A 21465-nucleotide genomic window follows, 5' to 3' on the forward strand; every position below is an offset into this window, starting at 1 on the left:
GCTGCTGCGCCGCTGCCACCGCCACCGGCTGCCGCGGCGGCTGCCGCTACTGCGGCCGCCGCGCCCAGGGCGCCGGCGTTGCCCGTATCGGCGCTTCCCGTGACTTCGACGACATTTTCAGGCGGCATGCTTTGGCTGGTATCGGCCCCTTGTACCAGTTCATCTTCGTCATACTGCTTGCGGTCGCCGTTTTTCGGGTTGGCGGCTTTTTTTGCGGGCGTCGCGGTCCTGGCGCCAACGCCTTCGGCATTGACGGGAACTTGTGCTGGATTTTGGGTGGTGGCCATTTTAAAGTCTCCGGAAGAGGTTGGATATTCGTTTAATTTTTTAAGATATTAAAAAATCAATAATGTAATTCGTTTCCTTGTTTACTCCGGCGTGGCTTGGGCCGTGGTCGAACTCTGGTATTGCCGATGTTGATAGTGGCAAGTAAAACATAATTGGAAAAAAATCGCTGGCGCAAAAGAGCGCTTCATTCTTGATATAGAAAATGCTAATTTTGCATTTGTTTTGCATGGCGCTTATTTCTCGTATTTTGTTTCTCCCGTAACTGGCTTGCTTTGCGATACACACTGGAAGGATGGCATCTTTACGGGGAGTCCTCAGCTGTCCTCACTCTGATGGTAGTTTCAATTTTGAAACTTTCAATTTCATTTTGATCATTTTTCATGACTCCATTCTGTCAAGCTTTGCGCAAGTGAATAATCACGGATTGTCACGAAACGGGACTTTGCGGATGAATCCGCTTCCATGCGCCAGCATTTCTGCACCTTTCATCTCAAAAATCGTCTCGCTATCGACTTGCTAGTTGTTGCTTTTTTGTCCGATGATTATCAAATTTGATTGGTAATAAAATACGATAGGAATAATTATTTGTAATTTTTATATCTAATTAATACTATCGAATGAATAGTCTTTATTTGACGATGGGACTTTTTAATAATCACTATCAGTACGGTAGTTATTATTTTCGGCGGCACAACGGAGCAGAAATGAAAAACGCCCCGGCGGGCGGGGCGTTTTTTCGGAGGGGAGTGGGATGGCGCTGTCAGCCTTCCTCGCGCCAGCGGCGCAGGCGGATGGCGGCGTAGAGCATCGCCCCGCCGGCCGCCGCCCCCAGCCAGGCGGCTGGCAAGGCCAGGCTGGACCAGGAATTGCTGAACACATCGATGCGCGTCATGTGCGACCCTCCTTCGGCCAGGGCGCGCGCGTGCGGCAGCAGTCCCGGTTCGAACAGGTACCAGCTGCCGGGAAGGGTGCCCAGCAGCGCGCGTCCGATGACATGCATCTGTATCCAGCTGACGTCGCTTTCTGTCTGTGTCAGCTTGCCGGCCCAGACTGTCAGGATGAGCAGCAGCAGGGGCAGGCCGACGGCCCACAGGAAGACTTTCGACCTGGCCCAGCTCGAAACCATCAGCAGCCAGCCCACCGTCGGCAAGGCCCACAGGCAATACACGGGCAGCAAGCCGAACACGCGCAGCGGTCCCAGGTACAGGCCCGGGGAGGCGAGCAGCTCGGCAAACACGTGGATGCCGTTGACCGCCAGCACGCCGCTCAGGATGAGGACCAGCGCCAGCGAAGTGAGGCTGGCGGCGGCCGCCACGATCAGCGGCGCGACCAGCAGGGCGATGGCCGCTTTCGACAGCACCGTCTGCGCGTCCGAGATGGGCAGCGATTTCCAGAACAGCACGCTGCGGTCGCGGCGGTCGTCATGCAGGGCGCTCAGGCAATAGAAAAACACGAGGAAGCCCAGCGCCAGGAACAGCGGCGCGGCCGCGTACGTGTAGTTGTTGGCGACGGCGTCGATGATTTCCGTGCGGCGCGGGCCGAAGGTGCGCGTGTTGAAGATGGCGCTCCAGGACACTTCCTCGCCATTGACGATGAGCGCCGTGTGCATCTTGGTCCTGGCGACGGTCGCCGCCGCCATCAGGGAACCCAGCACCGTCATGACGATGCCGACGAGGGCCGGGGTCCCCAGCATGCCCTTGTGTTCCCACAGTTCGCGCCGGAGCAGCCATTGCAGCTTGTTTGCAGGGGAAATACTCATTGGTACGATCCTTTCATGGTCGCGACAAACAGGTCAGCCAGGCTGGGTGTGCGTATTTCGCCCAGGGCGGCCAGCTGGGTGCGGGCGACGCCGTCGAACAGCATCACGGACTTGCCGAATACGCTGCGTTCGCTGATGGGCTGCAGGGCGCGCGCCGGATTGACGTGCTGCGGGCCCACCATCACCTCGATATAGCGCTCGCCCACCTCTTCCATGGTCGAGGCCAGCACGATCTTGCCGTCGCGAATGAACATCAGGTCGCTGAGGATGTGCTCCACTTCCTCGATCTGGTGCGTGGTGATGACGATGGTCTTGTTTTCATCGAAATAGTCTTCCAGCAGGTTCTGGTAGAACTGCTTGCGGTACAGGATGTCGAGGCCCAGGGTCGGCTCGTCGAGCACCAGCAGCCTGGCGTCGATGGCCATCACCAGCGCCAGGTGCAGCTGCACTACCATGCCTTTCGACATGGCCTTGACCTTCATCGCCGGCGCCAGCTTGGTGTGGGCCAGATAGCGTTCGGCCTTGCTGCGGTCGAAGCGTGGATGCACGCCGGCAACAAAATCGATGGCGTCGCGCACGCGCAGCCAGCCCGGCAGGATGGCCACGTCGGCGATGAAGCAGACGTCGTCCATCAGCGCATCGCGCTGCACGCGGGGATCGCGCCCCAGCACCGACAGGTCGCCGTCGAAGCCCGTCAGGCCCAGGATGGCTTTCAGGGTGGTGGTCTTGCCGGAACCGTTAGGTCCGATCAAGCCGACGATGCGCCCCGGCGCGATATCGAAGCTGATGCCGTCGATGGCCACCTGCTTGCCGTACTGCTTGCGCAGGCCGCGCGCGCTGATGACGCTGTCCTTGTTCAAAGCATTCATGCGCTCTCTCCGTGTGCGCCGCCGTCGCGGCTCGCCTGCAGCAGTTGATCGAGGTTCAGGCCCAGTTGCGTGATGCGTTCCAGCATCGCAGGCCATTCTTCGCGCATGAAGCGCTCGCGTTCACTGGCCAGCAACTTGTCGCGGGCGCCATCCAAGACATACATACCGAGTCCTCTGCGTTTTTCCACCAGGGCGTCGTCGACCAGTTCCTGGTAGGCGCGCGAGACCGTGATGGGATTCAATTGATAATCGGCCGCCACCTGGCGCACCGAAGGCAAGGCGTCGCCGGACTGCAGCACGCCATCGAGCATCATGCCCACCACCCTGGCCTTGAGCTGGCGGTAGATGGGGCTATTGTCGTTCCATTCCGCGCTCATGGGATGCGCTCCGACAAGGGCGGGGCGGGGCGGCGCATAAAAAGTGCTGTAGGCATCGAAGCTCCGTGGTGTATTGGGTTGGTGTTGTAGTTAACTATAACAGTGAGAATGTAAATGTCAACAGTTCGATGCTTTTCTAATCATGTGGAAACTATAATGTTGCGTGTTTGAAAAATTACTTGATAGCTTCTGGCGAAAATCATCGCCATTCACATGAAAGCAGCAATGATCAATCGATATGACGAGTTGTCCAACCTGTTCAGACGCGCCGGCTGTGGCGCTGTCTTGCTGGTGATATTGAGCGCCTGTGGCGGCGGCACGGCCACGCCGCCCGTGCCGCCTGTCGACACGCCGCGCTACCTGCTGGGCGGCACGGTCAGCGGTCTGTTGCCTGGCGCCAGTGTCGTCCTGATGAACGGCACGGATAAAGTGACCGTCACGGCCAACGGTGCATTCAGTTTCGCCGGCAAGCTGGCGGCGGGCGCCAGTTATGACGGCAAGGTCGACAGTACCTCCGCAGGCTTGGGCTGCAGCATCGCGCATGGCACGGCGACGATGGGCAATGCGGATGTCAGCGCCTTGACCGTGCGCTGCCTGCCTGTGGTACTGGCAGGGGTGCAGGAGAAGATCCAGCTGGTGGCAGGTATGGTCGGCGATGCCGCTGGGAATTACTATATCGCCGATGCGGGCAATCACGTCATCCATAAACTGGGAACTGACGGCACCTTGAGCGTGTATGCGGGCGTGATGGGCAAGGAGGGGGGCGATGACGGTCCAGTGTCTGGTGCCACCCTTTCCTTTACCGCCGGGACCCGTCTGGCCATCGACCGTCAGGCGAACATTTTTCTGAGCGATTATTGCCACGCCGTTCTGCGCAAGATCACGCCGGCGGGCGTGGTCAGCACGGTTGCCGGCCAGCGGCGCAGCAGTTGCGAAACCGATGATCTTGAAGCGGCTTCAGCGTATGTGGATGGGCAGGGGGCGCAAGCCCGCTTTGGTTTGCCTGGCAGCCTGATCGCGGACGCGAATGGCGATGTGCTGTTGGTGGATACCCACAAGAACGCCATACGCCGTGTCACCGCAAGTGGGGTGGTCAGTACGCTGCCTTGGACGTATGCCCCCATGCCGGAAGTGCACAGCGACTTTCAGCGCGTGGGCCGGTTGGCGATCGATCCTGCCGGTAACGTGTACTTTAGTGACATCACAGGAACTTATGTCTTCCGCATCCAGAATGGTATTGCGGTCAAGGTGGCGGGAAACCGCTCGCAGGCGGGATCTGTTGACGGTATCGGTGGCGCTGCCAGCTTTTTTCGCATTCGCGGCATGCGCTTCAATCGCGATGGCGAGTTGTTGCTGGTCGATGGCGCCAGTATCCGCAAAGTGCAGGCGGACGGCAGGGTGACGACCTTGCTCGGTGCTGGCGTGTTCGATGCGAACGGCCAGGACGCAGGCTTCCAGCAGCTCAGTGAAATGGTGCTGGAACCGTCCGGCGCCATGGTGGTGTATGACCTTGGCCGGCATATGCTGCGCAGGCTGGACCAGGCTGGCAAGCTGTCGACCTTGCCAGCCTTGCCTGGACATATCGGCCTCGTCGATGGCGTTGGCGCTGCGGCGCGCCTGACGTTGGGCTACGCGAGAGCCGTCGTGGCGGATGTGGCGGGGAATGTTTACCTGGCCGATGATGTCAACAAGGTCATACGTCGCGTGACGCCTGATGGCACGGTCAGTATCTTTGCGGGGATGGCGGGCCAGGGCGGCAGCGTCAATGGCGTGCGCGGAACGGCGACCCTGCAGGGGCCGGTGGCCATGGCATTTGACAGGGAAGGCAACCTGTACTTTGCTGATCAATACCATGGCATGCCAAGGCTTGTTTTACGCAAGATCAACAAACAGGGTGAGGTATCCAGTATTGCGGAATTGCCGGTTTCGTATGGCACGCGCTTCGCGCTGGCGGTCGATCAGCAAGATAATGTTTATTGGGTGAATAATGCAGGCGACGGCATCTATCGGCGCGCGCCAGGAGGCGAGTTTTCCTTGTTTGTGCCGTACGAAAATGCCATGAAGGCATTGAATGGCAAGACTGGCACGCGTGACTATATTTCAGCCGCCAGCCTGGCCGTCGACCGCCATGGAGCGCTTTACTTTGAAGACGTCCAGCATCATGTGATCTTCAAGGTTGCGCAGAATGGGGATGTCAGTCACTTTGCCGGCACTCCCTTGCAGCGTGGAGGCAAGGATGGGCCGCCTGGAACGGGAAGTCTATCATCATCCGACTATTTTCCGCTGATGATAGACGCCAACGATAAGCTATACACGGGAAGCCAGGGTGCGATACGCAGAATCGACACTGCCGGTGTCATTTCTACGCTGCAACTGGGCTGGGGTTCTCCTGTACTGAGCACTTTCGCCATCGGCAACGGCGTGCTCTATGGCTTTACCGCCCAGGCCCTGATCCAGGCGCCCTTGCCCTAGGTGCGCAGTTGCGTGGCTGGCCAGTCCATCAGCCGCGCCTGCAAGTCCAGCGCATTGCACAGGGCGGCGCCCGCCGCCGTATTGTCGAAGATGCACCAGCTGTCCGCTGGCGCCCGTGCGGCCAATTCATCGGCCAGGGCCGCCAGGTAGTCGGCAGGATAGTCCGAGTAGTAAATCCACGGGCTGCCGTGCAGGCGCACGTAGGCGGCCTCCGTGGTCGGCACGTGCGGCCCCGGCTGGCCGGCTGGCGGATCGGCGCGCACGCGGATGATGCGCTGCGCTGTCAATAGTTCGGTGGCCTCCGCCGCGAACCAGCTTGGGTGGTGCGCCTCGTAAGCGAGCATGCCGTCGAAGCGCTGGCGCAGATCACTGAAAAATGCGGCGGCCACGTCCGCCTCGAAACGCAGGCTGGGCGGCAGCTGCACCAGCACGCAGCCCAGTTTATTCCCAAGTTGTAATACTTCCCCCGCAAAGCGATCCAGTTCCGCCCCGCCGTCGCGCAAGCGCCGTGCGTGCGTGATGCTGCGTGGCGATTTCACGCTGAAGCGGAAGTGGTCGGGAGTGCTGGCGGCCCAGCGCGCATAGGTGGCGCTCTGGTGCGGGCGGTAGAACGCGCTGTTGATTTCCACGCAGGGCAAGACGCGTGCATAGCGCTGCAGATGGCTGCCATCGAGGGGGAAGCGGCTGGCGGCGGCGCTGGAAATGCTCCAGCCGGCCGTGCCGATGTAACGGGTATGCATGCTGCCATTACAGCAAAACCAGGCGGGCGCGGCTATCGGACAAACGCCCGTGGCGCGGTCGGTGCGCGCCTAGTCGATGATGTCGCCGTTCAAGTCGTGGCGCGTGATGTTGCCGCGCGCATCGATGGCGATCCAGCCGCCGCGCGGCCGTTCGGGCGCCGTCACGTCGCATTCCCAGTCGGGCAGGACATAGCGCAAGGTATTGTCGACTTTATGCAGGGCAGGGCGGTGCGTATGGCCGTGGATCATCACGGTGCTCGCATGTTCGGCAAACACTTGCGCGACGGCATCAGGCGTGACATCCATGATGTCCATGGCTTTCTCGCCATTGTGCTCGCGGCTGCTCTGACGCAAACCGTCGATGATGGCCTTGCGCTGCGCCAGCGGCATGGACAGGAACTGTTTCTGCCAGGCGGGCTGGCGCACCATGGCGCGAAACTCCATGTATTTGACGTCTTTCGTGCATTCGGCGTCGCCATGCAGCAAGACGATGCGCCGGCCGGCAATCGTGGCCACGTGCGGTTCGCTGAGCAGGGTGGCGCCGGCGGCGGCCGCAAAGCCGGAGCCGACGAGAAAGTCGCGGTTGCCGGCGATCCAGTAGACGTGCACGCCCGCATCGCTGACGGCGCGGATGGCGGCCGTCATGCGCGCATTGAACGGGTCTTCCAGGTCATCGTCGCCGGCCCAGTATTCGAACAGGTCGCCTAACAGATACAGCGCTTGCGCATATTGCGCATGGTGTTCCAGGAAAGAAAGAAACGCCGCGCTGGTGCGCGGGTGCGAGCTCTGCAGATGCAGGTCGGAAATAAAGAGTGCGGCAGGCATTGTCATCGTTCAACGCTCCCAAAAAATGATGTACATGGAGAGGCGCAAACGCTGCAATGCCTGTTATTCATGGTGCCAGAGCCGAATTAAGCGGCTTCTACCTTCTCGATGATGACGTCGGTCACCGGCACATCGGCGAACATGCCGGCGCGCGAGGTTTTCACGGCGCGGATGGCGTCGACGACTTCTTTGCCGTCCGTCACTTTACCGAACACGGCGTAGCCCCAGCCGTCCTGGCCTGGATAGTCGAGGAAGCTGTTGTTCTGGATGTTGATGAAGAACTGGGCCGATGCCGAGTGCGGGTCCGACGTGCGGGCCATAGCCAGGGTGTAGGTGTCGTTTTTCAGGCCGTTCTTGGCTTCGTTTTCCACGGTGGTGTCGGCCGGCTTTTGTTTCATGCCTGGCTCGAAACCGCCGCCCTGGATCATGAAGCCGTCGATGACGCGGTGGAAGATCGTGTTGTCGTAGTGGCCGGCTTTCATGTAGGCGAGGAAGTTGGCAACCGTTTTCGGCGCTTTGTCGGCGTCCAGTTCAGCGGTGATCTTGCCCAGATTGGTGGTGATGATGACGGAGGTCATGATGATCCTTAATAAATTGGATGAAAAGTTGATTTGGGCCGTGGCATGCCACGGCGGCATGCGGAGACCGCAAAAACGCTATTTTACAGTTTTGCGGGCGCCGCCTTGAGTAAAGTCGCCGATTCGATCACCACGGGGGTGACGGGCACGTTCTGGTGCGGTCCCTTGTCCGCGACGGGCACGGCCTTGATCTTGTCGACCACGTCCATGCCGCTGACGACCTTGCCGAACACCGTGTAGCCGAAGCCGTCGCGGCCAGGGTAGTCGAGCGCACCGTTGTTGTTGACGTTGATAAAGAATTGCGACGTGGCAGAATGCGGGTCGCCCGTGCGCGCCATGGCGATGCTGTAGGTGACGTTTTGCAAGCCGTTCTGTGCTTCATTCTTGATCGGCGCCTTGGTGGCTTTCTGTTTCATGTTCTTGTCGAAGCCGCCGCCCTGTATCATGAAGCCGTCGATGACGCGGTGAAACACGGTGCCCTTGTAATAGCCGCTTTTGACGTATTGCAAGAAATTGGCCACGCTGAGGGGGGCTTTTTCCTGGTCCAGTTCCAGCACGATCTCGCCCATATTCGTTTTCAGGGCCACGTGCGGCGTGGGATCGGGGGCGGCCGATGGAGCGGCAGGCGTTGCCGCCACGACGGCGCTGCCCAGGGTCAGGCCGGCAAACAGGGTGCAGAAGCGGGCCAGGAAAGACAGGCGTTTCGATTTGATTTCTTGCATGAAGGCGTCCTTGATCGTTATTTTTCTCTAAACTTGCTTTAATTGTAAATAAGTGAAAATTCGGTTGAACATCGTAAAAACCTGATTCATATCGGGCCAGTATGGTTTTTATCAATGTTATACTTGACCGCTAACGCCCCAATTCTAACAAACAAGAACAACAATATAGCGGGTCGTACAGTCTCGGCGCACACGGCAGTTCAGTGGCGCGGCACCCCCGGTGTCCGCGCCTGTCTGTCGTTTTGCCAGGCTGGCGGCCGCTCCACTTGCAAAGTACGATGAGCAATCTAAAGATTTACAACACCCTGGCTCGCGAGAAGCAGGTATTCGTCCCGATGGAAGCGGGCAAGGTTCGCATGTACGTCTGCGGCATGACCATCTACGATTATTGCCATATCGGCCATGCGCGCATGATGATGGCGTTCGATGTCATCTACCGCTGGCTGAAGGCGTCCGGTTTCGACGTCACCTATGTGCGCAACATTACGGATATCGACGACAAGATCATCCGCCGCGCCGTGGAAAACGGCGAGACGATTTCGCAGCTGACGACGCGTTTCACCCGCTACATGGATGAAGACACGGCCGCGCTGGGCATCTTGACGCCCGACCACACGCCGCGCGCCACCGAATACGTGCCGCAGATGCTGAGCCTGATCGAGCAGCTGGAAGCGAAGGACCTGGCCTACCAGGGTCTTGACGGCGATGTGAATTACGCCGTGCGCAATTTCCCCCACTACGGCAAGCTGTCGGGCAAGTCGCTCGACGACCTGCGCGCGGGCGAGCGTGTCGACGTCAACACGGGCAAGCGCGATCCGCTCGACTTCGTGCTGTGGAAGTCGTCGAAGGAGTCGGAGCCGGAAGAAGTCAAATGGGATTCGAAGTGGGGCAAGGGCCGTCCGGGCTGGCATATCGAGTGCTCGGCCATGTCCTGCGCCCTGCTCGGCGAACAGTTCGACATCCATGGCGGCGGCGCGGACTTGCAATTCCCGCACCACGAAAACGAGATCGCCCAATCCGAAGGCGCGTTCGGCCATACCAGCGTCAATTACTGGATCCATAACGGCTTCGTGCGCCTGGACAATGAAAAAATGTCCAAGTCGCTCGGCAACTTCTTCACGATCCGCGAAGTGCTGCAAAAGTTCGATGCCGAAGTGATCCGCTTCTTCATCCTGCGCGCGCACTACCGCAGCCCCCTGAATTACTCGGACGTGCACCTCGATGACGCGCGCCTGTCCCTGACGCGCCTGTACACGGCGCTGGCCGACGTGGCAGTGGAAGAGGGCGGCATCGACTGGAGCGAGGCGCACGCCGTGCGCGTGCGCGAAGCCATGGACGACGATTTCAACACGCCGCTGGCCGTGGCCGCCCTGTTCGACCTGGCGACGGAAGTCAACAAGAGCAAGTCGCCGGCGCTGGCGCGTCAACTGAAGGGCCTGGCAAGCGTATTCGGCTTGCTGGAGCGTACGCCGCAGCAATTCCTGCAAGCGACCGTCGGCGCCGTCGCCGGCGGCCAGGACGAGGCAGCCGGCATCGAAGCGGCCATCGCGGCGCGCAGCGCGGCGAAAAAGGCGCGCGACTTTGCCCAGTCCGACAAGATCCGCGCTGAACTGCTGGCGGCAGGCATCATTCTCGAAGACAAGCCTGACGGCTCGACCAACTGGCGCCGCGCATGATGCCAACGTCCAGGGAAAACGGGGAAGCGCCGGTAGCGGCGCAGGTGATCCAGGTGCCGCACTACTGGGAAGAGGCGAAGATCGAGCTGATGAAGCGCGACCGCATCATGAAAAAGCTCATCCCGCAATTTGGCGACCTGCACCTGGTCGGCCACAGCGACCCGTTTACCACCCTGGCCCGTTCGCTGGTGGGCCAGCAGATCACGCCCAAGGCGGCCGATGCTGCCTGGAAAAAGCTGCTGCTGGCTTGCCCGAAATGCACGCCGGCGCAAGTGTTGAAGGCGGGTGCCGAGCAACTGGCCGCCTGCGGCTTGTCCAAACGCAAGACCGAATACATCCTCGACCTGGCCGACCATTTCAAGGCCAAGCGCGTGCATGCGAGCCAGTGGGACCAGATGGATGATGAAGCCGTCATCGCCGAACTGGTGCAGATCCGCGGCATCGGGCGCTGGACAGCCGAGATGTTTCTGATATTTAATTTGCTGCGACCGAATGTCTTGCCGCTCGACGACCCCGGTTTGATCCAGGGCATCAGCGTCAACTATTTCTCCGGCGAACCTGTTTCCCGCAGCGATGCGCGCGAAGTTTCCGCCAACTGGGAACCGTGGCGCACCGTGGCGACGTGGTATTTGTGGCGCAGTCTCGACCCTGCAGCCGCCCCTGCCGCACCCGATGCAGCCCCCGGCGCACCAGCCGGTACGGTAAAATAAACATAGATAATGCCGCGCGCCCTGGCGCCGTGGCCGGTAAAACCTGGAGGTACAATGACTAAAACGACTTTCCTCAATTTTGAACAGCCGATCGCGGAACTCGATTCCAAGATCGAAGAGTTGCGCTTCGTGCAAGACGATTCGGCCGTCGACATCTCGGAAGAGATCGACCGCCTGGCCAAGAAGAGCCAGCAGCTGACCAAGGATATCTACGCCAAGCTGACACCTTGGCAAGTGGCGCAGATCGCGCGCCACCCGCAGCGCCCCTACACCATGGATTACGTGAATGAAATCTTTACCGATTTCCACGAATTGCATGGCGACCGCAGCTACGCGGACGACCTGTCCGTCGTGGGCGGCCTGGCCCGCTTCAACGGCCAGCCGTGCATGGTCATCGGCCATCAGAAGGGCCGCGACACGAAAGAGCGCGCCATGCGCAATTTCGGCATGCCGAAACCGGAAGGCTACCGCAAGGCCATGCGCCTGATGAAAGTGGCTGAAAAGTTCAACTTGCCCATCTTCACCTTCGTCGATACGCCAGGCGCCTTCCCCGGCATCGATGCGGAAGAGCGCGGCCAGTCGGAAGCGATCGGCCACAACCTGTACGTGATGGCGGAGCTGAAAGTGCCGCTGATCGCCACCATCATCGGTGAAGGCGGTTCCGGCGGCGCGCTGGCCATTGCCGTGGGCGATGCCGTGCTGATGCTGCAATACTCGACCTACGCCGTGATTTCGCCCGAAGGCTGCGCCTCCATCCTGTGGAAGAGCGCCGAGCGCGCCGCCGACGCGGCCGAAGCGCTGGGCTTGACGGCGCACCGCCTGAAAGCCATGGGCCTGATCGACAAGATCATCAACGAACCGCTGGGCGGCGCCCACCGCGATCCGAAACAGATGGCGACCTTGCTGAAACGCGCGCTGGCCGACACCCTGCGCCAGTTCCACGGCATGAAAACCAAGGACCTGCTGGCCGCGCGCCACGAGAAGCTGCTGAGCTACGGCAAGTTCAAGGAAACCACGCCGAGCGAGTAATTTATTTCAACCCAACGGCAGAGTCTGGGGTCAGACCCTCAGGGTCTGACCCCGGCTTTTTAAGGTCTTGGGTAAAACAACACCAGGGACAGTCCGCTAAACGACACCATCCGTTTAGCAGCCTGTCCCTCTTTGCATTCCCGGAGTCCGAATTGAAAAAGCAACAAACCGCCACCGTGCCCGACATCTTTGCCCGCGCGCTGGACGCGTGTGCGCTGCCAGCCGGCAGCCCCGTTGGCATTGCCCTCAGCGGCGGCCTCGATTCCGCGGCCTTGCTGCACCTGGCGCACGCCTGGGCGCAAGAGCAGGGCGCAACCCTGCACGCCTTCCACGTGCACCACGGCCTGAGCCCGAATGCGGATGCCTGGCTGACCCACTGCGAACATGCGTGCGCGGGCCTGGGCATCGCCTTCGAGGCACGCAAGGTCACGCTGGAAGCGAATGCGAAGACGGGCACGGAAGAGGCGGCCCGCAAGCGCCGCTACGCAGCCCTGGGCGAGCTGTGCGCCACGCATGGCGTGCGCCTGCTGCTGACGGCCCACCACCAGGATGACCAGGCCGAAACGGTGCTGCTGCAATTGCTGCGCGGCTCGGGCACGGCGGGCCTGTCCGGCATGGATGGCGCCAACAGCGCGCCCGAACTGCTGGGCAATCCGGACCTGGTGATGGCGCGGCCATTGCTGTCCGTGTCGCGCCGGCAACTCGAAGCGTATGTGGCGAAACATGCGATCGCGCACATCCACGATGAATCGAACGACGATCCCCGCTTTGCCCGCAATGCCCTGCGGCACCAGGTGATGCCCGTGCTGGCGCAGGCGTTTCCCGGTTTCCAGGAGCGCTTTGCCCGCAGCGCCCAGCATGCGCAATCGGCGCAGCGCCTGCTGACGGAACTGGCGACGCAGGACCTGGCCGCCTGCCTCGACGGCGAGTGCATCGAGCTGGCGAAATTGCGCGCGCTGAGCGCGGACCGCTGCTACAACCTGCTGCGCCACTGGTTCGGCACGCGCGGCCTGCGCATGCCGTCGACGGCGTGGCTGGTGGAAATGCTGGCGCAGTTGCTGGAAGCGCGGCCCGATGCGCAACTGCTGGTCACGCATCCCGAATGCCACGTGCGGCGCCACCGCGACCGGCTGTATCTGACGCCCAAGCTCGATGACCTGGCCGGCATGCGCGAGCGTGACGACGCGGGCATTCCAGGCCTGGAAAAAGCCAGCCAGGAGTTTGCATGGAAAGGCGAGGCCAGCCTGGCGTTTCCCGCGTATGGCGGCGTGCTGCATTTCGATGCCGTGGAAGCGGGCGGGCAGGGCATCGATATTGCCTGGTTGCAATCTCAAACCCTGAGCATCGATTTCCGCCAGGGGGGCGAGCGCCTGAAGCTGGCCCTGAACCGTCCCACCAAGAGCTTGAAATACCATTACCAGGCGTTCGACGTGCCCGCCTGGGAGCGTGAACGCCTGCCCCTTGTCTGTGCGGCGCAACAATTGCTGTATGCCGCTGGTATTGGCCTCGATTGCCATTGCCTGAGCCTGCTGGATCGTCCCCGCGTCACGCTGCGCTGGCAGTCCTGCTGAGCGCAGGAGGCGCCGCCACGGCCACTCCCAAGGTGGCCGGCGGACGGCTGTACAAGCCAGCTGGACTGCATGGATTGGTTATTTCCATATGCGCAATCGGTATGAGCTAATGCGCTTTTTAGCTTGTTATTTTGCATTGCGGCATGTAGAGTAAAGCCCTCCTTTTTTATTCTTCTTGAGCGGAAACTTCACTCTTATGGCTTTAATCGTCCACAAATATGGCGGTACGTCGATGGGCTCGACTGACCGTATCAAGAATGTCGCCAAGCGCGTTGCCAAGTGGCACGACGCTGGGCATCAAATCGTGGTGGTGCCATCCGCCATGTCGGGCGAAACCAACCGCCTGATTGGACTGGCCAAGGAAATCATGGATCAACCCGATCCCCGTGAACTTGACATGATCGCCTCGACAGGCGAACAGGTGTCCGTCGGCCTATTGTCGATGGCACTGCTGGCGATCGGCAAACAAGCCGTATCCTATGCTGGCTGGCAAGTCGCGATCAAGACCGATTCCGCCTTTACCAAGGCACGCATCCAGTCGATCGATGACGAAAAAGTCAAACGCGACCTCGATGCGGGCAAGATTGTCATCATTACCGGTTTCCAGGGCGTCGACGAGCACGACAACATTGCGACCCTGGGCCGCGGCGGTTCCGACACGTCGGCCGTGGCGATTGCCGCCGCCATGAAGGCGTCCGAATGCCTGATCTTCACGGACGTCGACGGCGTCTACACGACGGACCCGCGCGTGGTGTCCGAGGCGCGCCGCCTGAAGACCATTACCTTTGAAGAAATGCTGGAACTGGCTTCGCTGGGTTCCAAAGTGCTGCAAACGCGTTCGGTGGAATTCGCCGGCAACTACCGCGTCCCCACGCGCGTGCTGTCGTCGCTGACCGACCCGATGTTGCCGCTGGAAATAGAAGCCAATTCAGGCACCCTGATTTCGTTTGAGGAAGATACAAACATGGAACAAGCAGTCATCTCCGGCATCGCGTTCAACCGCGATGAAGCCAAAATCACCGTGCTCGGCGTGCCCGACCGTCCAGGCGTGGCGTACCACATCCTGGGACCGGTGGCGGACGCGAATATCGAAGTCGACATGATCATACAGAATCAGTCGGTGGACGGTAAAACGGACTTCACCTTTACCGTCTCGCGCGGCGAGTACACGCGCGCGCTGGCCGTGCTGGAAGCGAACCGCGAATCGCTGGGCGCGGCCAGCATCACGGGCGACGCGAAAGTGTCGAAACTGTCCGTCGTCGGCGTCGGCATGCGCAGCCACGTGGGCGTTGCATCGCAAATGTTCCGTACCTTGTCGGAAGAGGGCATCAACATCATGATGATCTCCACTTCCGAGATCAAGATCTCCGTGCTGATCGATGAAAAGTACATGGAACTGGCCGTGCGCGCGCTGCATAAAGCGTTCGAGCTGGAAAAAGCTTAAATATCCAAAAATATTGCCCTACGCCCTTGACCAAAGGGGGGGCAATCGATATTATGACGTTCGTCGCTGCAGCGCAGTTAGCTACAGAGACATAGTTGAGTAATCAGCTAGGAGACGTGGCCGAGTGGCCGAAGGCACATCCCTGCTAAGGATGCATACGGCTTATACCTGTATCGTGGGTTCGAATCCCACCGTCTCCGCCAGTATTTCTAAAAACCCGCTTCGGCGGGTTTTTTCATTTCTGCTCCTCATAGGAGAAACCACGTAAATCCATCCGCCAGCGTCCGCTGCCTGCCGCGTCAATCCTGCATCTGCTGGGGGGTAGGCTGGGGGGTAGGAGTGGCTGTGTGCGCTTCTTTCAAGCGTACGTCACCGATCCTGTTATTTCCCGCCTGTTGCCGCAACTGGCCTTGCGCGGGATCAAGTGTCGTTGCCAGCACGCGCTTGATCGCGCGCTAAAATTAGTACCGGTTCTCGCAATGCGGGAGTGGGGTAATGACAATCAGGATGAACAAGCTGTCGGCGCTGGCCGTAGGTCGCGCCAGGGAGCCAGGGTATTACGGAGATGGCGGCGGCCTGGTGCTGCAAGTATCCGGCGCTGGCGCCAGGAGCTGGCTGTTTCGTTACAGCGCAGCTGGCAGGCGTCACGAAATGGGGCTGGGTTCTTGTCTGGCAGTCGATCTGGTCGAGGCGCGCAAAAAGGCGCGGCAATGTCGTTTGCTGCTGAGTGAAGGGCGCGATCCGCTGGCAGTGCGCCGCCAGCAAGAGCAGGCAGGGATGCTGGCGCGTGCGCGTCAAATGACCTTTGAGCAGTGCGCGGCATCCTATATCGCGGCGCACCGGCATGGCTGGAGAAATGCCAAACATGTGGCGCAGTGGGAAAACACCCTGGCCGCTTATGTGTTCCCGTTGGTGGGGGCGTTGCCTGTCGCGGCGATCGACACCGACCTGGTCGTCAAGGTGCTCGATGCAATCTGGTTGTCAAAGACGGAGACGGCAACGCGCATACGCGGCAGAATCGAATGCATACTCGACTGGGCAACGGTCAGTGGCTTTCGTCAGGGAGAAAATCCGGCGCGCTGGAAAGGCCATCTGGAAAATCTGCTGGCCAATCCGAACAAGGTTTCTCCAGTAAAAAACCGGCCGGCCCTGCCGTGGCAAGAGATTGGCAGATTCATGGCCGCCTTATCGTGTCAGGAAGGGATTGCTGCCAGGGCGCTGGCGTTTGCCATCCTGACGGCTGCGCGCTCAGGAGAGGTCAGGGGTGCGCGTTGGCAGGAGATTGACCTGGAGGCGGCGCTGTGGACGATTCCAGCGCAGCGCATGAAGGCAGGCAAGGAGCATCGCGTGCCGCTCTCTGGTGGGGCGCTTGCGCTGCTGCGCGCAGTGCCGCGTCAGGGGGACATCATCTTTTCAGGCCGCAAGCGTGGCACGCAGTTGTCGGACATGAGTTTGACGGCAGTCTTGCGCCGCATGCAGTTTGACGACATCACCGTGCACGGTTTCCGTTCTTCCTTCCGTGACTGGTGCGCCGAGGCGGCAGCCAATGCCTTTTCGCGCGAGGTGTGCGAGCATGCGCTGGCGCACCGCTTGCCGGACAGGGTGGAAGCGGCCTACCGGCGCGGCGACTTGTTCGACAAGCGTATCGTGCTGATGCAGGCATGGTCTGACTTTTGCACCAATCCCGCACCGCCTGTCGTGTGATGGCATGCCCCATGGAGTTTCCTTGCGCGGGCTGAGGACTGGCATGCGTGTTCAGGCGCCTTCCAGCCACTGTCCGCATCCCGTGCTGGCACGCGTTCCTGAACCAGGCCTGCAAGCGGCCCTGGAGTCTTACGGAGGCCAGGAAGGTGGCTTCCTTGGCGCTTGCTTAAATCCTGCTACGCCATATTCCACTGCATGCCGACACTTCAGGCAGGCGGCTGAAGCGCGCCTCGTTGAGCGTTGGCGCGCCAAGGTACTCTGGCGGGAGGAAGGAGTCACTTGGGACGTGTTTCTCTTCAAGGGTGAGGCAGGATCGGTACCAGCACGGCGGCACTGGCGCAGACAGGATCGCCGTCCTGGCGTCACCAGTTGATCGTTGCTGTGGGTATCGTCGCTGAAGGCCAGAAATGCGACGAAATCCTGGCCGCGCTTCGCTGATGCTGGCGTTTGAGCAAGGCACGCAGTTGTTCTGCACAGGATTCTTCATGGTATTTAATCGCCCTCATGTCGTGCGGAACATGCACGGTTAAACCACAAATCTGGCACGGTTGAACCACAAATCTGACACGGTTGAAGCCTGAAATGCCACGGTTGAAAGCAGATATGGCACATATAAGGCCTTATAAGGCCTTATTTGCTTTCAACCGTGCCAAAAAAGGGGTTTGGTCGACGTTGCGTCCGACGATTTTAGTGGTTCAGTCGCTGCGCGAAGCGGGGCAGGATAGGTGAAGTTAGCTAACCGGCGGGCCGGTTAGCTAACTTCACACCTGCTTATTCGCACTTCGTGCTCAACGTGTTCTTTTAGCGCGCTCTAGAAATGGGGGGATTACCCTCAAGACATCAGGTCTGCTGATAGACGTAAGCGGTTTTCAGTGCATGTGCTTGATGTCGGTCAAAGGCCTCTACCTGAGAGCGCTAATTTTTGTTTATGTTCAAAGAGCTGAGTTCTCATTGCCGTAAATTCAAGACATTCCCAATTCTCAGGAGGGCGGAATGTCTTACGTTTATCCTAATGCGTCGTTGCTTAAAGGTCAGCCCGTGATAGGCAGCCACCAATGTGTCGCGCTCGTTCAAGAGTATGCCGGAGCACCCACAACACCACATTGGCGACAAGGTGAAGCCGTTGTAGGCAACACGACGTTGCGCGCCGGAACGGCCATCGCGACCTTCGTCAACGGCAGGTATCCTAACCATCGGCATGGTAATCACGCTGCCCTGTACATACGCCAAGGCATCAACGGTATTTATGTCGCAGACCAATGGAAGGCGGCCGGAAAAACAAAAATCTCAGTGCGCCTCTTGCAGTCTTTAGGCAAAGATAAAAAAGGCAATTTCAACCATCCGAGTAACAACGCCGATGCTTTTTTCGTTATCGAGTAATGCCCATGAACCAACAGAGAAACCCAGATTTGGTCCGCCGCGTAGCATCGGCGGCCAGCTGCGCGCTAGCCCTTATGCTCGCGGTGGCGCTACCTGTATTCGCTTCGCCTCCAGTCCTGGAGTGCCCCACGTCGATTTCAGAGAAGTCGGTACAGCTGAGGGATACCCCGGCAGGCTGGCAAACCTTTGTAAGCGCACCGCTGTATTTGCACGGAGCCGCTCCGATGAGCGGTCCGCCCGAAATGCTCGGTGAGCTCATAAGCGATACGGAACGACATGGCAAGAAGGGAACAGAATCCACCTACAAAATCGATGGAAAATTCCCTAATGGGAAATGGTTGGCGTGCACCTACGGCGAGGCTGACCAAGTGACACTCGCTCGTCAATTACCGGATGCCACCAATGTCTGTGTTATCACTTCTCGCAAGGGAAAATTTGTCGGGCAGAACGACGTCAAAATCGATTGCAAATGACGACGTGAGAAATTTCTCGATCTGCTGAAATAGCCCACTGATTCACCGGACACAGCCTATGCGCTGACCGGGTACCCGCGCTGCGCTACTTGCTTGACCGCAGCAATTTTGAATTCCTCCGTGTACCGCTTTCCGCTCATACCTTCTCCTTGTGCCCATAATTATGGCTCAGGAGTGCCTACGATTGTCGTGGCGATTCAGTTCGCGGTTGTCTGGCAGACTCCTGGCGATTCACTTTGCCATTGACTAACAACCTCTCCACCCCAGTTGTCACTGGGGGGTAGGCAGGGGGGTAGCGCTGAAGTATGTGCCGTTTTTCATAGGGATGTTCTACGGACACCGTCTCCGCCAGTATTTCTAAAAACCCGCTTCGGCGGGTTTTTTCATTTCTGCATTCCGGAGACGAGCAAAGCGCCTGCGCGCTTTGCGGGTGGGATTCGAAGCCCCCGCGCCTGCAGGCGCGGGGCGCTCCGAATCGCCCAACCAGCGCGCTGCGCGCGGCCGTTGGCCGCACAGCAGCCAACGCCTTCCCATCACCTCAGGCACTAGCGGCGAGCGCTCCCATTTCCACACCTTGCACTCCGGACTCCGGCATTTCCATCGCCCCCTCGGCAGCATCCCCAGCCCCAAAATACAACAAGTGATTTAGTGTGAGAATTGACTCTTTGTCATCATGGATAATGGCAATGTTAATAATTTAAAAAAATTACATGCATGGCCCAGCCATGCGTCCATTGCCGAGTCCAATCAAGGAGTTGTCATGTCCTATCGCCTTCCCCGCAGGCACGCGCTGCTGTGCCTGGCCGCCGTGCCGTTCGCCTGCGCTGCCGCCTTCGCTGCGGAAACCAGCGTCAATCTCAATCTCGACCTCAACCTGAAATCCCTGCCCAACGTCGAGCTGCGCCTGATGCAGGAGCCGCCGAAACTGAAGGCGCGCGCCCGGCCCGCCACGCGCGCGGCGAGCAAGCGCGACGAGTACGAAAAAGCGTACGACCTGTACATCCGCTACGCCAACGGCACCATCTATAACCCGACCACGGCCAAGTACGACAAGGTGCGCCTGCGCTCGTACCAGCAGACGAGCGGCCTGGCGCTCGATGGCCGCGATGAGAATGCGGCCACCTTCATGGCGCCCACCGTGGTGATGGCGCCGGGGCAAACCGTGCGCTTCAGGCTGTACAACCAGCTGCCCGCGCTGCCGGCCGAGCAGTGCGCAACGGACGATATCAATGCACCGCGTCCGCCTGGCTGCTTCAACGACACCAATCTGCACTCGCATGGCTTGTGGGTCTCGCCTTCGGGCAATAGCGACAATGTGCTGATCTCGATCAAGCCTGGCGTGGATTTCGAGTACGAATACAATATTCCCATCGACCATCCGGCCGGCACGTTCTGGTATCACCCGCACCAGCATGGCGCGACGGCGATGCAGGTCGCCAGCGGCATGGCCGGCGCGCTGGTGGTCGAAGGCGACCGCTATCCGACGGACAAGGCAAATGGCGACCTCGACGTCGTGCTGAAGCAATTCCAGCCCGACGATGGCAGCGGCAGCGCCGGCGAAGTGATGCTGTTGCAGCAAATTCCCTATGACTGCCCCAGCAACAGCCTGACGCCACTGAAGCCGTGCGACAAGGAAGCGGTGGGCATGCTGGAGGATTTCAAGCAGGTCAAGGATCCCGATGCCTGGCTGATGTCGGGCCGCTATACCTCCGTCAACGGCAAGGTGCAGCCGGTGATGAAAATGGACACGCAGCGCCTGTACCGCTGGCGCCTGATCGACACGGGTTTCCAGGCGTCCGTGGTGCTGCGCATCCGCCGCGCGAACGATCCGCAAAAGCTGCTGAAGGCGCTCAGCGTGGCCAACCAGGACAAGGACGTGATGGAGCTGTGCGATGGCGAGGACGTCACGCAGTTCGAGGTGGCCAGCGACGGCCTGACGCACGACAGGATCATCCCCAAGACCCTCAATTACCTGCAGCCGGGCTACCGCAGCGATATCCTGTTCTCGCTGCCGAAAGCCGGCGCGTATTGCGTGTATGCGGAAACGAACCTCAATAACATGACGACGATGCATGACGTGAACAACACGCGTCTGATCGGCGTGATCACGGCCAAGACGAGCGCCAAGGCTGCCGCCCGCGCCAAGGCAGGCGAGTCGCCGCGCGACTTCCTGCTGGCCGAGTTGCGCAATGCCGTCAAGCGCCTGCCCGTTGCGCAGTTGCCCGACAGCGTCAAGGGCACGATCCTCGGCGACCTGGAGAATGGCCTCAAGCTCGCCAAGTTTGTTCCGCATGCTGGCTTCAGCGTGGAAGCCAAGGAAACGATGCGCGGCAAGAAGAAGGAGTACGCGACCTTCAATATTGCCAAGCTGGATGGCAAGGTCCGTTTCATGGTGGAAGGCAAGCCGGAAGACTCGCCGGACCCCGACGCGAAATACGCCTACGATCCGCACCGCGTCGACCACACGCTGGTGCTGGGCACCGAGCAGATCTGGGAGCTGGCGTCGAAGAATGGCAGCCATCCCTTCCATATCCACGTCAACCCCTTCCAGATCATCGGCATCAGCCGCACCGACGGCGGCACCGTTGATGCGCAATACAAGGATCTGATCGGCACCTGGAAAGACACCTTGCTGGTGATCGAAAAGCACAAGATCGAGATCGCCACGCGTTACCAGCGCTACATCGGCGAGTACGTGCTGCATTGCCACATCCTCGAGCATGAAGACCAGGGCATGATGCAAAACGTCAAGGTGGTGCTGCCGGATGGCAAGGGGGGCGGCGACGTGGGCGGACACGGCCATTGATTGTTCCTGCCGGGAGTGCGCTGGCCGCGCTCCCGTCTTCCT

The 21465-nt window shown here is 60.0% G+C and carries 19 protein-coding genes and 1 tRNA gene; 11 read left to right on the forward strand and 9 right to left on the reverse strand.

Translation table 11 applies throughout. The features are described from left to right. From GCN74_RS25540 to GCN74_RS25555, 4 genes are all read right to left on the reverse strand, one after another. On the reverse strand, window positions 1-287 hold a 287-nt coding region (locus GCN74_RS25540), incomplete at its 3' end, for a hypothetical protein (protein WP_193317260.1). Between the two features lie 761 nt (window positions 288-1048). Beyond that, window positions 1049-2047, reverse strand: coding sequence for a hypothetical protein (locus tag GCN74_RS25545; RefSeq protein ID WP_152259263.1), 999 nt, complete (start codon window positions 2045-2047; stop codon window positions 1049-1051). Further along, the gene (locus GCN74_RS25550) at window positions 2044-2916 is read right to left on the reverse strand and encodes an ABC transporter ATP-binding protein (RefSeq protein ID WP_152259264.1); all 873 of its coding nucleotides are present in this window, start codon (window positions 2914-2916) and stop codon (window positions 2044-2046) included. The genes GCN74_RS25545 and GCN74_RS25550 overlap by 4 nt, the downstream gene beginning before the upstream one ends. Then, a complete protein-coding gene (locus GCN74_RS25555) occupies window positions 2913-3293 on the reverse strand; it encodes a GntR family transcriptional regulator (RefSeq protein WP_152259265.1) in 381 nt (126 codons plus the stop codon). The genes GCN74_RS25550 and GCN74_RS25555 overlap by 4 nt, the downstream gene beginning before the upstream one ends. A gap of 213 nt (window positions 3294-3506) precedes the next feature. Between GCN74_RS25555 and GCN74_RS25560 the strand changes: the two genes are divergently transcribed. Continuing rightward, a complete protein-coding gene (locus GCN74_RS25560) occupies window positions 3507-5765 on the forward strand; it encodes a hypothetical protein (RefSeq protein ID WP_152259266.1) in 2259 nt (752 codons plus the stop codon). Here GCN74_RS25560 and GCN74_RS25565 read toward each other — a convergent pair. The 4 genes from GCN74_RS25565 to GCN74_RS25580 form a co-directional block, all read right to left on the reverse strand. Beyond that, entirely contained in the window at window positions 5762-6505 is a 744-nt protein-coding gene (locus GCN74_RS25565; protein ID WP_152259267.1) for a DUF72 domain-containing protein, read from the reverse strand. The genes GCN74_RS25560 and GCN74_RS25565 overlap by 4 nt on opposite strands. Window positions 6506-6574: 69 nt before the next feature. Then, entirely contained in the window at window positions 6575-7330 is a 756-nt protein-coding gene (locus GCN74_RS25570) for a UDP-2,3-diacylglucosamine diphosphatase (RefSeq protein WP_152259280.1), read from the reverse strand. 86 nt (window positions 7331-7416) lie between these two features. Then, on the reverse strand, window positions 7417-7908 hold the full coding sequence (locus GCN74_RS25575) for a peptidylprolyl isomerase (protein WP_152259268.1): 492 nt from the start codon (window positions 7906-7908) through the stop codon (window positions 7417-7419). A gap of 83 nt (window positions 7909-7991) precedes the next feature. Further along, window positions 7992-8630 carry a peptidylprolyl isomerase gene (locus GCN74_RS25580; RefSeq protein ID WP_152259269.1) on the reverse strand — a complete coding sequence of 213 codons (639 nt, stop codon included), beginning with the start codon at window positions 8628-8630 and terminating at the stop codon, window positions 7992-7994. Between the two features lie 278 nt (window positions 8631-8908). Here GCN74_RS25580 and cysS point away from each other — a divergent pair, with 278 nt between their 5' ends. The 9 genes from cysS (at window position 8909) to GCN74_RS25625 (ending at window position 18617) form a co-directional block, all read left to right on the forward strand. Then, on the forward strand, window positions 8909-10306 hold the full coding sequence (gene cysS / locus GCN74_RS25585; RefSeq protein ID WP_152259270.1) for a cysteine--tRNA ligase: 1398 nt from the start codon (window positions 8909-8911) through the stop codon (window positions 10304-10306). Continuing rightward, entirely contained in the window at window positions 10303-11016 is a 714-nt protein-coding gene (locus tag GCN74_RS25590) for a DNA-3-methyladenine glycosylase family protein (protein WP_413541562.1), read from the forward strand. Before cysS ends, GCN74_RS25590 begins: the two co-directional genes overlap by 4 nt. A gap of 54 nt (window positions 11017-11070) precedes the next feature. Further along, a complete protein-coding gene (locus tag GCN74_RS25595; RefSeq protein ID WP_065308858.1) occupies window positions 11071-12045 on the forward strand; it encodes an acetyl-CoA carboxylase carboxyltransferase subunit alpha in 975 nt (324 codons plus the stop codon). A gap of 152 nt (window positions 12046-12197) precedes the next feature. Beyond that, complete coding sequence (gene tilS, locus GCN74_RS25600; protein WP_152259271.1) at window positions 12198-13616, forward strand: tRNA lysidine(34) synthetase TilS; 1419 nt, start codon at window positions 12198-12200, stop codon at window positions 13614-13616. A 196-nt stretch (window positions 13617-13812) separates the two neighbouring features. Beyond that, a complete protein-coding gene (locus GCN74_RS25605; protein ID WP_034756957.1) occupies window positions 13813-15060 on the forward strand; it encodes an aspartate kinase in 1248 nt (415 codons plus the stop codon). Between the two features lie 110 nt (window positions 15061-15170). Continuing rightward, window positions 15171-15263, forward strand: a tRNA-Ser gene (locus tag GCN74_RS25610). A gap of 304 nt (window positions 15264-15567) precedes the next feature. Next, window positions 15568-16764, forward strand: a complete 1197-nt coding sequence (locus GCN74_RS25615) for a tyrosine-type recombinase/integrase (RefSeq protein ID WP_226939219.1) — start codon at window positions 15568-15570, stop codon at window positions 16762-16764. 993 nt (window positions 16765-17757) lie between these two features. Further along, window positions 17758-18144: a BPSL0067 family protein gene (locus tag GCN74_RS25620; RefSeq protein WP_152259272.1), complete on the forward strand. Its 387-nt coding sequence runs from the start codon at window positions 17758-17760 to the stop codon at window positions 18142-18144. Between the two features lie 5 nt (window positions 18145-18149). Beyond that, window positions 18150-18617 carry an STY0301 family protein gene (locus tag GCN74_RS25625; RefSeq protein WP_152259273.1) on the forward strand — a complete coding sequence of 156 codons (468 nt, stop codon included), beginning with the start codon at window positions 18150-18152 and terminating at the stop codon, window positions 18615-18617. 56 nt (window positions 18618-18673) lie between these two features. On the opposite strand, the gene GCN74_RS25630 is transcribed toward GCN74_RS25625, so the two are convergent. Then, window positions 18674-18757 carry a transposase gene (locus GCN74_RS25630; RefSeq protein WP_413541563.1) on the reverse strand — a complete coding sequence of 28 codons (84 nt, stop codon included), beginning with the start codon at window positions 18755-18757 and terminating at the stop codon, window positions 18674-18676. A 620-nt stretch (window positions 18758-19377) separates the two neighbouring features. Here GCN74_RS25630 and GCN74_RS25635 point away from each other — a divergent pair. Further along, on the forward strand, window positions 19378-21423 hold the full coding sequence (locus tag GCN74_RS25635; protein WP_193317262.1) for a multicopper oxidase family protein: 2046 nt from the start codon (window positions 19378-19380) through the stop codon (window positions 21421-21423). The last annotated feature ends 42 nt before the right edge of the window (window positions 21424-21465 follow it).

It is taken from the genome of Janthinobacterium sp. FT14W (assembly GCF_009208755.1).
In the GTDB taxonomy this organism is placed as follows: domain Bacteria; phylum Pseudomonadota; class Gammaproteobacteria; order Burkholderiales; family Burkholderiaceae_D; genus Janthinobacterium; species Janthinobacterium violaceinigrum.